The sequence below is a fragment of the Solicola agrisoli genome (assembly GCF_049059935.1).
Lineage (GTDB): Bacteria > Actinomycetota > Actinomycetes > Propionibacteriales > Nocardioidaceae > JAURVT01.
In genome coordinates, this window is record NZ_JBMGQR010000103.1 from 1 (window position 1) to 11,444 (window position 11,444).

11 protein-coding genes and 2 tRNA genes are annotated in these 11,444 nt (G+C 72.4%); 3 read left to right on the plus strand and 10 right to left on the minus strand.

Annotated features, from left to right (window positions below; all coding sequences use genetic code 11):
- The first annotated feature begins 130 nt into the window (after positions 1-130).
- Positions 131-742: a hypothetical protein gene (locus tag ACI6PP_RS21485; RefSeq protein WP_421113751.1), complete on the plus strand. Its 612-nt coding sequence runs from the start codon at positions 131-133 to the stop codon at positions 740-742.
- Between the two features lie 8 nt (positions 743-750).
- On the plus strand, positions 751-1,512 hold the full coding sequence (locus ACI6PP_RS21490) for an enoyl-CoA hydratase/isomerase family protein (protein WP_421113762.1): 762 nt from the start codon (positions 751-753) through the stop codon (positions 1,510-1,512).
- 9 nt (positions 1,513-1,521) lie between these two features.
- Here the strand turns inward: ACI6PP_RS21490 and ACI6PP_RS21495 are convergent, their stop codons facing one another.
- The 5 genes from ACI6PP_RS21495 to ACI6PP_RS21515 form a co-directional block, all read right to left on the minus strand.
- Positions 1,522-1,869: a DUF3817 domain-containing protein gene (locus ACI6PP_RS21495; protein ID WP_421113752.1), complete on the minus strand. Its 348-nt coding sequence runs from the start codon at positions 1,867-1,869 to the stop codon at positions 1,522-1,524.
- A gap of 36 nt (positions 1,870-1,905) precedes the next feature.
- Entirely contained in the window at positions 1,906-2,733 is an 828-nt protein-coding gene (locus tag ACI6PP_RS21500; RefSeq protein WP_421113753.1) for an SURF1 family protein, read from the minus strand.
- 8 nt (positions 2,734-2,741) lie between these two features.
- Entirely contained in the window at positions 2,742-4,019 is a 1,278-nt protein-coding gene (gene glyA / locus ACI6PP_RS21505; protein ID WP_421113754.1) for a serine hydroxymethyltransferase, read from the minus strand.
- Positions 4,020-4,173: 154 nt separating this feature from the next.
- Complete coding sequence (locus ACI6PP_RS21510) at positions 4,174-4,815, minus strand: MBL fold metallo-hydrolase (protein ID WP_421113755.1); 642 nt, start codon at positions 4,813-4,815, stop codon at positions 4,174-4,176.
- Positions 4,812-5,897 (minus strand): S-(hydroxymethyl)mycothiol dehydrogenase, encoded by a 1,086-nt coding sequence (locus ACI6PP_RS21515; RefSeq protein WP_421113756.1) that lies wholly within the window; start codon positions 5,895-5,897, stop codon positions 4,812-4,814. Before ACI6PP_RS21515 ends, ACI6PP_RS21510 begins: the two co-directional genes overlap by 4 nt.
- Before the next feature lie 151 nt (positions 5,898-6,048).
- Between ACI6PP_RS21515 and ACI6PP_RS21520 the strand changes: the two genes are divergently transcribed.
- Complete coding sequence (locus ACI6PP_RS21520) at positions 6,049-7,506, plus strand: sensor histidine kinase (RefSeq protein WP_421113757.1); 1,458 nt, start codon at positions 6,049-6,051, stop codon at positions 7,504-7,506.
- A 117-nt stretch (positions 7,507-7,623) separates the two neighbouring features.
- Here ACI6PP_RS21520 and ACI6PP_RS21525 read toward each other — a convergent pair.
- The 5 genes from ACI6PP_RS21525 to gyrA all read right to left on the minus strand — a co-directional run.
- Positions 7,624-7,699, minus strand: a tRNA-Ala gene (locus ACI6PP_RS21525).
- A gap of 33 nt (positions 7,700-7,732) precedes the next feature.
- Positions 7,733-7,849: a DLW-39 family protein gene (locus ACI6PP_RS21530; protein ID WP_421113759.1), complete on the minus strand. Its 117-nt coding sequence runs from the start codon at positions 7,847-7,849 to the stop codon at positions 7,733-7,735.
- A 49-nt stretch (positions 7,850-7,898) separates the two neighbouring features.
- Positions 7,899-7,973, minus strand: a tRNA-Ile gene (locus ACI6PP_RS21535).
- Between the two features lie 76 nt (positions 7,974-8,049).
- Positions 8,050-9,006 (minus strand): DUF3566 domain-containing protein, encoded by a 957-nt coding sequence (locus ACI6PP_RS21540; protein WP_421113760.1) that lies wholly within the window; start codon positions 9,004-9,006, stop codon positions 8,050-8,052.
- Between the two features lie 15 nt (positions 9,007-9,021).
- Positions 9,022-11,444, minus strand: a 2,423-nt coding sequence (gene gyrA / locus ACI6PP_RS21545; protein WP_421113761.1) for a DNA gyrase subunit A, incomplete at its 5' end; no start/stop codon positions are given.

An 11,444-nucleotide genomic window follows, 5' to 3' on the forward strand; every position in this document is an offset into this window, starting at 1 on the left:
TCCTGTCACGTCCCGCCACATCGGGCCGCGCGGCAGTGCGGACGAGCGGGGGGCCCCGGCGGTGGGTAGGGTCGAAGGGACCACAGAAGCAACCGCGGGGCCCACGTGGCCACCGCGAAGGAGGGGCACGATGGCGCTGCTGCGCAAGAAGTCCAGGACCGACATCGCGAAGGAGCGTGCCTCCGACCTGTGGGACGAGGCCGCCGATCTCGCGAGCAAGGCCGCCGACGTCGTGGGCCCCAAGCTCCACGACGCCGCCGACGCGTTGGCCCCCAAGATCAAGGACGCCCGCGACGCCGCGGCGCCCTACGTCGCCGACGCCCGCGACGCCGGTGCGTCCAAGATCGGTGACGTCCGCGACGCCGTCGCCCCCCGTCTGCACGACGCCCGCGACGCCGGTGCCTCGCGACTGCACGACGCGCGCGACCTCGCCGCCGACCGTCTGCACGCCGCGGGCCCCGCCGCCGCCGCCGCGCTGGGCAAGACCCGGCTCGCCGACACGCGTCTGGCCGACACCGCGCTGGTCGACCCGCCGAAGAAGGGCCGCCGCTTCACCAAGGTCCTGATCGTGGTCGGCCTCGGTGGCCTCGCGTTCTGGGCCGTGCGCACCTTCACCGGTGGCGGCTCGGCGGGCAGCACCTACACCCCGCCGCCCCCGCCGCCGCCGGCTCCGGCCCCCAAGCCGGCGCCGACCGCGCCCACCGACGGCTCGGTGGCCGGCGACGCGCCGAGCGCGTCCTGACGGTCGACCTGCGCCGCGACGGTGATGCCGCCAGGCTCACCGTCGCGGCGCCGCCGCTCAACCTGTACGACCTCGAGATGCACGGCGACCTCGACCGCGCCCTCGACGAGATCGAGGCCGACCCGCCCCGCGTCCTGGTGATCGGGGCCGAGGGCAAGGTCGTCTCCGCCGGCGTCGACGTCTCGATCTTCGCCGCCCAGGCCGACGCCGCCGCCGGGCAGGTCCTGTTCGACCGGATGCTCGAGCTGCCCGACCGCATCGCGGCCCTGCCGTTCCCCACGGTGTTCGCCGCGCACGGGCTCTGCCTGACGTGGGCGTTCGAGGTGGCGCTCGCGTGCGACCTCGTCGTCGCGTCCGAGAAGGCGCGCTTCGGCCTGGTCGAGCGCGTCATCGGCCTCACGCCGACGATGGGCGGCACCCAGCGCCTGGCCGCCCGTGCCGGTGTCGGCCGCGCCAAGGAGCTCGTCATGACCGGCGACCTCTACGACGCCGAGACGCTCTCGCGCTGGGACGTCGTCAACCGCGTCTGGTCGGTCGAGGACTTCGACGCCGAGCTGGACGCCCTCGTCACGCACCTGGCCACGGGCCCGACGCGCGCGTTCGCCGCCGCCAAGCAGGTGCTCGACGCCGCCGACGCCGGTGGCGTCGCCGGTGCCAACGCCGAGGTCACGCGCATCGCCGCGGCCCTCTACGACACCGCCGACATGCAGGGCGGCATGGCCTCGTTCCTGGCCGACGGCCCGGGCAAGGCGACCTTCAGCGGACGCTGACGCCCGTCGTCAGGCGGGTGCCACGCCCTCGCCCTCCCGCGCCATCACGGCGCGGGTGTGGCGGGTGGCGCGGTGCTCGCTCCAGAAGCTCACGAACGGGATCGTGCCCGCGAGCAGCGTGACGATCGTGAACGGGATCGACCAGCGGGCGGCGCGCGCCAGCAGCGCGGCGGTGATCAGGAAGATCATGTACAGCCAGCCGTGCGCGACCCCCAGGTACTCGGTGATGAACTCACCGGCGTGCTGGGGCCCGCTGCCGTCGGCGGCGAGGTACTTCAGGGGCACCCCGATCACCACCAGCACGATGAGCAGGACGCCCACGACGTTGGCCATCACGCGGTACCGCAGCAGAGTCATGTGCACGTGCTCCACAGTACCGAGCGGCCGTGGGCGTCAGCGGCGCGCGTCGACCGGCTCGGGCTCGTCGGTGTCGTGGCTCTCCTCGGACGCGGCCGCGTCCCACGCGGCCTGACGACGCGCGACGGCGTCACGCGTCATCCGCCACCACATGAACACCGCGAACGCCCCGAACACCCACCACTGCAGCGTGTACGCGAGGTTGGTGAGGCCGGTGGTCCACGACGCGTCCGGCAGCGGCGGGGGCACGGCCTCGAGCCCGTCGGCCGGCTCGGGCGAGGTGACGATGGCGAAGCCGGAGTACAGGTCGTACGGGAGCTCGTTGGCGAGCAGCGGCAGGCGGACGGCGTCGATCGTGCGACCGTCCCCGGGCTCGGCGGCGGTGGAGCGTGCCTCGCCGATCTCCAGGACGCCGCGCAGCTCGACCCGGCCGGCCGGGGTGGGCGGCGGGTCGCCCGCCTGCGTGGCGAACCCGCGGACGACGACGAGCGCGTGGGGCCGTCCGTCGTCGCCGACCCCGCCGGTGAGCACCGGGGCGAGGAGCCAGTAGCCCTCGCGGCCGTCCTGCTCGCGTCCGGACACCCAGACCTGGGTGTCGGACGGTCCGTAGGTGCCCGCCACCGTCACCGGACGGTGGTTGGCGGTGTTGGTGAACGCCTCGTCGGGGCCCAGCGCCTCGTCAAGCGGGACGGTGGGCACCTCCTGGCGGTCGGCGCGCTCGCTGGCCTGGCGCGAGTCGTAGACGCCGAGCTGCCAGAGCCCCATGAGCACGCAGAACACGAGCGCCGCCACCGCGAACACGTGCAGCCCGACCATGGCCGGGCGCAGCACGATCCGCAGGGTCGACGGGCGACGCTCGGGCATCAGGGGTCTCAGGCGGTGAAGGGCTTGATGTCGGGGTACAGCGGGAACGCCTCGGCGAGGACGGTGACGCGCTTGCGCAGGCCCTCGACGTCGACGTCGCCCGGCTGCAGCGCGGCGGCGATGATGTCGGCGACCTCGCGGAATTCCTCGGCACCGAAGCCGCGGGTGGCCAGGGCCGGCGTGCCGATGCGCAGGCCGGAGGTGACCATCGGCGGACGCGGGTCGTTGGGCACCGCGTTGCGGTTGACGGTGATGCCGGCCTCGTGGAGGCGGTCCTCGGCCTGCTGGCCGTCGAGCTCGGACTCGCGGAGGTCGACCAGCACCAGGTGGACGTCGGTGCCGCCGCTGATCACGTTGACGCCGACGGCGCGGGCGTCGTCGGCCAGGAGGCGCTCGGCGAGGATCTGCGCGCCCTCGATGGTGCGACGCTGGCGGTCCTTGAACTCGTCGGTGGCGGCCATCTTGAACGCGACCGCCTTGGCGGCGATGACGTGCTCGAGCGGGCCGCCCTGCTGGCCGGGGAAGACCGCCGAGCGGATCTTCTTGGCGACGTCGTCGTCGTTGGTCATGATGACGCCGCCGCGGGGGCCGCCGAGGGTCTTGTGCGTGGTGCTGGTGACGACGTGCGCGTGGGGCAGCGGGGAGGGGTGCAGGCCCGCGGCGACGAGGCCGGCGAAGTGGGCCATGTCGACCATGAGCAGCGCGCCGACCTCGTCGGCGATCTCGCGGAACGCGGCGAAGTCGAGCTGGCGCGGGTAGGCCGACCAGCCGGCGATGATCAGCTGCGGCTTGTGCTCGCGGGCGAGGGAGCGGACCTCGTCCATGTCGAGCAGGTGGTCGTCGGCGCGCACGTGGTACGGCACGACGTTGTAGAGCCGGCCGGAGAAGTTGATCTTCATGCCGTGCGTGAGGTGCCCGCCGTTGGCGAGGTCGAGGCCCATGATCGTGTCGCCCGGGCGGATCAGCGCGTGCATGGCGGCGGCGTTGGCCGTCGCGCCGGAGTGCGGCTGGACGTTGGCGTAGGAGGCGCCGAACAGCGCCTTGAGCCGGTCGATCGCGAGCGTCTCGGTGACGTCGACGAACTCGCACCCGCCGTAGTACCGCTTGCCGGGGTAGCCCTCGGCGTACTTGTTCGTGAGCACGCTGCCCTGCGCCTCGAGCACCGCGGTGGGCGCGAAGTTCTCCGACGCGATCATCTCGAGCGTCGACTGCTGGCGGTTCAGCTCGGCGTCGATCGCGGCCGCGACCTCGGGGTCGAACGACGCGAGGGACTCGTGGTGGCTCATGCCCCCATCGTAACCGTCCCGGGTCTGGGCTCTCAGCCCTCGTCCCGCACGTCACACGTTTACCAGGGTCTCCTGGTAAACGTGCGCGAACCACGGCGGATCTGCCGTGGTTCGCGACTGTTTACCAGGAGAACCTGGTGAACGACGGCCCGCGTCAGGCGTCGTGCTCGGAGACCCAGCGGTCGAGGTGGGGGGACTCGTCGCCGATGGTGGTGGAGTCGCCGTGGCCGGTGCGGACGACGGTCTCGGGCGGGAGCGTCAGGAGGCGATCGCGGATCGACGCGATGATCGTGTCGAAGTCCGAGTACGACCGGCCCGTGGCGCCAGGGCCGCCGTTGAACAGCGTGTCGCCGGAGAACACCGTGCCGAGCGACGGCGCGTGCAGGCAGACCGCGCCGGGGGAGTGGCCCGGGGTGTGCAGGACGGTCAGCGTCGCGTCGCCGACGGTGATCTCCTGCCCGTCGGACAGCTCGCCGGTGGGGCCGTGCTCGGGGTAGACCTCGTCCCACAGCATCCGGTCGTCCGGGTGCAGCAGCACGTGGACGCCGGGCTGCTGGCCGACCAGGTCGCCGGCCACGCCGATGTGGTCGTTGTGCCCGTGCGTGCAGACCACCGTCGTCAGCCGGCGTCCGGCGATCGCGTCGATGATCGGCGGCGCGTGGTGGGCCGGGTCGATGACGATGACGTCGTGGTCGTCGCCGATCAGCCAGACGTTGTTGTCGACGTCCCACGACCCGCCGTCCAGCTCGAACGTGCCGCTGGTGACGACGTGGTCGATGCGCACCTCGCCGCTCACAGCTCGACCACCGATCGCAGGACCTTGCCGCCGTGCATCTTGTCGAACGCGGCCTCGACGTCGTCCAGGCCGATGGTCTCGGTGACGAAGCGGTCGAGGTCGAGGCGACCCTGCTGGTACAGGTCGACCAGCATCGGGAAGTCGCGCTCGGGCAGGCAGTCGCCGTACCAGGACGACTTCAGCGAGCCGCCGCGCCCGAAGACGTCGATCAGCGGGATCTCGACGGTCATGTCGGGCGTCGGGACGCCCACCAGGACGACGGTGCCCGCGAGGTCGCGGGCGTAGAACGCCTGCTTCCAGGTCTCGGGCCGGCCGACGGCGTCGATGACGACGTCGGCGCCGAAGCCGCCGGTCAGTGCCTGGATGGCCTCGACGGGGTCGCCGTCCTTGGCGTTGACGGTGTGCGTGGCGCCGAAGTCCTTGGCCCACTCGAGCTTGGTGGGGTCGACGTCGACGGCGATGATCGTGGCCGCGCCGGCCAGGCGCGCGCCGGCGACGGCCGCGGACCCCACGCCGCCGCAGCCGATGACGGCGACGGAGTCGCCACGGGTGACGTGGCCGGTGTTGATGGCGGCGCCGAGGCCGGCCATCACGCCGCAGCCCAGCAGGCCGACGGCCGCGGGCGACGCGGACGGGTCGACCTTGGTGCACTGGCCGGCCGCGACGAGCGTCTTCTCGCAGAACGCGCCGATGCCCAGCGCGGGCGAGAGCGGCGTGCCGTCCTCGAGCGTCATGGGCTGGCTGGCGTTGTGGGTGTCGAAGCAGTACCAGGGCTCACCGCGCTTGCAGGCGCGACAGTTGCCGCACACCGCACGCCAGTTGAGCACGACGAAGTCGCCGGGCGCGACGTCGACGACGCCCTCGCCGACCGACTCCACGATCCCGGCGGCCTCGTGGCCGAGCAGGAACGGGAACTCGTCGTTGATGCCGCCCTCGCGGTAGTGCAGGTCGGTGTGGCAGACGCCGCAGGCCTGGATCTTCACGACGGCCTCACCCGGGCCGGGATCGGGCACGACGATGGTGGTGGTGGTCACCGGCTCGCCCTTGGCGAGCGCGACGACTCCGCGGACCTTCTGTGACATGGGGATGCTCCTCGTCGTCCGGGCGCGCCGGACTGCTCTGGTCGGTGAGGGGGCGGCGTGCTCAAACCTAGGGCATCGACGGGGGTGGACGCCCGTCGCGGGACGCTCGTCCTTCAGGCGGTCTTCAGCCGTGACCGGGACACTGTCGGACGTGCCGCACCTGCTCCGACGACGCCGACCGTCCGCCGACCCCGACCTCCCGCAGGAGGGACTGCGGACGGCGTCCCTGCGACGCCGCACGTTCGTCGCGGTGCTCGGGACGCTCGCCGTCGTGCTGCTGGTGCTCGCGGTGACCGTCGACCTGGTGCTGGGCGCGCGGCTGCGTGGTGACCTCGAGCAGCGCCTCACCGACCGCGTCGACACCGCCGAGGCCCTCGTGGGCGAGGTGAGCACCCAGCAGCTCGTCGACCGGCTCGCGGGCCAGGGCGTGTCGGTGCGGCTGACGACGTCCGACGGCGAGGTCGTCTCCGCCGGCCCCACCCCCGAGCAGATCGAGCAGACCCCGAGCACCGAGTCCCCCAGCCGTCCCGGCCGGGACGGTCCCCGTGGCGCCCCGAGCCCGCCCACGCCGCCGGACCAGGCGGCGGAGGTCACCCAGATCGGCAGCGTCCTCACCACCGCCACCCGGCTCGACGACGGGTCGACGCTGCAGCTGGCCGCCGACGCGAGCGACGTCGACAGGACGCTCACCCAGCTGCGCGTCGTGCTGCTCGTCGCGTCGATCGCGGCGCTCCTCGTCAGCGCCGCGCTGCTGGGGTGGGTGGTGGCGCGTTCGCTGCGGCCCCTCGACGAGATGACGGCCGTCGCGCGCTCGATCACGTCCGGCGACCGCGGACGACGTCTGCGTCCGGACCGCCCGCGCACCGAGCTGGGCCGCACGGCCGAGGCGTTCGACGAGGCGCTCGACGCCGTCGAGGGCGCCGAGGGACGGGCCCGCGACGCCGAGCACCGGATGCGCGGCTTCCTGTCCGACGCCGCGCACGAGCTGCGCACCCCGCTCGCCGGCATGAGCGCCGCCGCCGAGACGCTGCTGCGCTCGGACCCCGACCGCGAGGGACGCGAGGAGCTCGCCGTCGCCCTCGTCCGCGAGGCCCGGCGCGCCGGCCGCCTCGTTGACGACGTGCTGCTGCTGGCCCGCGTCGACGAGGGGCTGACGCTGCAGCAGGAGGTCGTCGACGTCTCGCGCGCGGCCGCCGAGGCAGCGCACGCCGCGCAGACCCGCCATCCCGCGCTCGGGGTGTCGTCGGAGACCACCACCGACGCCACCGCGTGGGCCGACCCCGACCGCCTCGCGCAGGTGCTCGGCAACGTCCTCGAGAACGCCGCCCGCGCCGCCGGCCCCGACGGGCACGTGCGCGTCCGCTCGTCGTCGTCCGACGGCGTCGTCTCGGTGGAGGTGACGGACTCCGGCCCCGGCGTCCCGGTCGGTGAGGAGGAGCGGATCTTCCAGCGCCTGGTGCGCCTCGACGCCGGCCGCGACCGCGCCCGCGGCGGCGCCGGCCTGGGCCTCTCGATCGCCCGCGGCCTGGCCCGCGCCCACGGCGGCGACCTCGTCGTCGTCCCCGGTGGCCCCGGCGCGACGTTCCGGCTCACCCTGCCGGTGCGCTGAGGAGTGGGAAGTTTCCCAGGTATACCTGGGAAACTTCGCTGAGCACGGAGAATTTCCCGGGTGCAGGGACAGAACCCCAGGTATACCTGGGAATCCGCGGGCGATAGCGGTGGAGTGTGGTGGAGCCTAGGGGACTCGAACCCCTAACCCCCTGCTTGCAAAGCAGGTGCGCTACCAATTGCGCCAAGGCCCCGTGCTCGTCAGAGCGGGTGGTGGTGCGGGTGCTTCAGACCGTGTCGGTGGCCTCGGCCCAGAGATCCTTCTCGGCCTGGCTCTTGCGGGAGCGTGACGTCGCCCAGAGGGCTGCGCCGGCTGCCAGGGCGAGTGCGAGGAGCTTCTTCATCGCCGGGCCTCCATCACGGTCGGTGCCCCGGCGGACCGGGGTGGTGCGGTGGGCGTACCAGGACTTGAACCTGGGACCTCTTCCTTATCAGGGAAGCGCTCTAACCAAGCTGAGCTATACGCCCGTGAGGTGGACCGAGAGAACACTAGCCCACGCCCTCGGTGCCCTCCAAAACGGGCCCGAGGGTTCACGTGGAACCGTCAGTTGTCCTCCGCCAGGGTGACCTCGAGGCCGCCCATCAGGCTGGCCGAGAGGTTGTAGAGGAAGGCGCCGACGGTGGCCAGGGCCGTGAGCAGCAGGGTGTTGACCGCGGCGATGAGCAGGGTGAAGCCGATGATCCGGCCGAAGCCGACGTAGTCGGTGACGTCGAACGCGTCAGCGTTGTCGGACAGGATCGTGGCGACGCTGGAGTTGATCGCGTCCCAGACGCCGGCGAGGTCGAGCACGGCCCAGACGATGGTCACGGCCACGACGGTGACGATGGCCAGCGACACCGACAGCGCGAAGGCGGTCTTCATGACCGACCACGGGTCGAGGCGGGTGAGGCGCAGGCGGGCCTTGCGGGTGCTGACCGGCTCGGGCTCGGGCTTGGGCTCCTTGGCGGCCTTGTCCTTGCGTCCGCGCTTGGTCTTGCCCGGTGCGGCGTCGGTCGCGTCGTCGTCGGTCGCCGGGAGCGGGGAGGCTGCGTCGGTCTTGGCCTCGGGCTCGGGCGACTTCTCGCGCAGCGGCTCGCGGACGACAGGGATCGCCTGCGTGCGGTCGATCGGCTCGGACGCGGCGATGGAGCCCGCCGTGGCGACCTTGGACGACGCCGGCGACTGCTTCCTGGGCTGGGCGGCCGGCTGCTTCTCGGCCTGGGCCAGCCGGGTGCCCGGCTGCTGCGTGGCCTCGGAGGGCTTGGCGGCGGGTGCCTTCGAGGGCGCCGACTCGTCGCGCACCGCAGGGATCTGCTCGGTCGGCGGCTCCTCGACGCGCGGGCGCTGCGCCTGCGGTCGGGCGGTGCCGTTGGAGGCGCCTCCCGCCGGACCCCCGGCTGCCGCGCCACGCCCCTGGGCGGCACCGTTGGCGCCGTTCACGCCGTTGGTGCCGCGCTGCTGGGGTCGCTGCGGCTGCTGGGGTGCCGTGGGCGCGCTGGCCTGCGGCTTGCGGTCCGTCATGGCGCCTCCGAAGCGCTAGTCCTCGTCGGTCGGGGACGTCTCGTCCTCGACCACGTCCGTGGACTCGCCGGTGTCGGGCTCGCCCTCGGTGCTTGCTCCGGGCCCGGACCCCTCGACGTCGTCGTCGGGGAGGTCGTCGAGCTCGGCCTTCTCCTCGTTCCGGGCAATCGTAACGACCAGGTCGTCACCCTTCACACCCACGAACTTCACGCCCATGGTGTCACGACCCTTGTGCGGGACGTCCGAGGCAGGGCTGCGGGTGACCTGACCGCTCGCGCGGATGGCCAGCACCTCGTCGGAGTCCGACACCACGACCGCGCCCACCAGCACCCCGCGGTCGTCGGCCAGCTTCATCGCCTTGATGCCCAGGCCGCCGCGTCCCTGGCGGCGGTACTCGGCCACCAGCGACTTCTTGGCGTAGCCCGAGGCGGTCGCGGTGAAGACGTACTGCGCAGGCGGCTCCTCGCCGGACGCGTCGGCGGCGTCCTCGGCCGCGACCTGCTCGGCGCGGATGACGGCCATGCTCAGCAGCTCGTCGCCGTCGCGGAACTTCATGCCCGTGACGCCGGACGTCGCGCGTCCCATCGGGCGCAGCTGCTCGTCGTCGGCGCGGAACCGGATGGCCTGCGCCTTGCGGGAGAACAGGATCAGGTCGTCCTCGGACGAGACGATCTCGGCGCCGATCAGCTCGTCGTCGTCCTCGCGGAAGTTGATCGCGATGACGCCGGCCTGGCGGGGGGAGTTGTAGTCCGACAGGCGCGTCTTCTTGATCAGGCCGCGACGGGTGGCGAGCACCAGGTACGGCGCCTGCTCGTAGTCGCGGACGGCCAGGACCTGCGCGATCTCCTCGTCGGGCTGGAACGACAGCAGGCCGGCGACGTGGCCGCCCTTGGCGTCGCGGTTGGCCTCGGGCAGGTGGTAGGCCTTGCTGCGGTACACGCGCCCGGCCGTGGTGAAGAACAGGATCCAGTGGTGCGTCGTGGTGGGGAACATGTGGTCCACCACGTCGTCGCCGCGCAGGGACGCCCCGCGGACGCCGCTGCCGCCGCGCCGCTGCACGCGGTACAGGTCGGTGCGGGTGCGCTTGACGTAGCCGCCGCGGGTGATCGTCACCACGACGTCCTCGTCGGGGATCAGGTCCTCCATCGACAGGTCGCCGTCGGCGGGGATGATCCGGGTGCGGCGGTCGTCGCCGTACTTCTCCGAGATCGCGCCGAGCTCGTCGGCGACGATCTGACGCTGGCGCGAGACGTTGGCCAGGATGTCCTTGTAGTCGGCGATCTCGACCTCGAGCACCGCGAGGTCGTCGATCGTCTTCTGACGCTCCAGCGCGGCCAGGCGGCGCAGCTGCATCTCCAGGATCGCGCGCGCCTGGATGTCGTCGATGTCGAGCAGCTCGATCAAGCCGTCGCGGGCGTCGTCGGCCGACGGGCTGCGACGGATCAGGGCGATGACGTCGTCGAGCGCGTCGAGCGCCTTGACCAGTCCGCGCAGGATGTGGGCGCGACGCTCGGCGTCGTCGAGCAGCCACTGGGTGCGGCGCCTGATGACCTCGACCTGGTGGTCGATCCAGGTGGCGATGAACGAGTCGAGCGACAGGGTGCGGGGCACGTCGTCGACGAGCGCCAGCATGTTGGCGCTGAAGTTCGACTGCAGCTCGGTGTGCTTATAGAGGTTGTTGAGCACCACGCGGGCGATCGCGTCGCGGCGCAGCTTGATCACCAGGCGACGGCCGGCGCGCGACGACGACTCGTCGTTGACCTCGGCGATGCCCTGGACCCGGCCGGTGGTGGCGAGGTCGGCGATCTTCTGCGCGAGGTTGTCGGGATTGACCTGGTAGGGCAGCTCGGTGACGACGAGCGTGATGGCGCCCGAGCGGTCCTCCTCGGTCTCGACGACCGCACGCATCGTCACCGAGCCGCGACCGGTGCGGTACATCTCCTCGATGCCCTTGGTGCCGACGATCAGGCCGTGGGTGGGGAAGTCGGGGCCCTTGATGCGCGCCATCAGCGCCTCGAGCAGCTCCTCCTTGGACGCGTCGGGGTGCTCGAGCGCCCACAGCGCGCCCTCGGCCACCTCGCGCAGGTTGTGCGGCGGGATGTTGGTGGCCATGCCGACCGCGATGCCCGCCGAGCCGTTGACGAGCAGGTTGGGGATGCGCGCCGGCAGCACCGACGGCTCCTGGCTGCGACCGTCGTAGTTCGGCACGAAGTCGACGGTGTTCTTCTCGATGTCGCGCACCATCTCCATGGCGATGGGCGCGAGCCGGCACTCGGTGTACCGCATGGCGGCGGCGGGGTCGTTGCCCGGCGAGCCGAAGTTCCCCTGGCCGTTGACCATCGGGTACCGCATCACCCACGGCTGCGCGAGGCGCACCAGGGTGTCGTAGATCGAGGTGTCGCCGTGCGGGTGGTACTGACCCATGACATCACCGACGA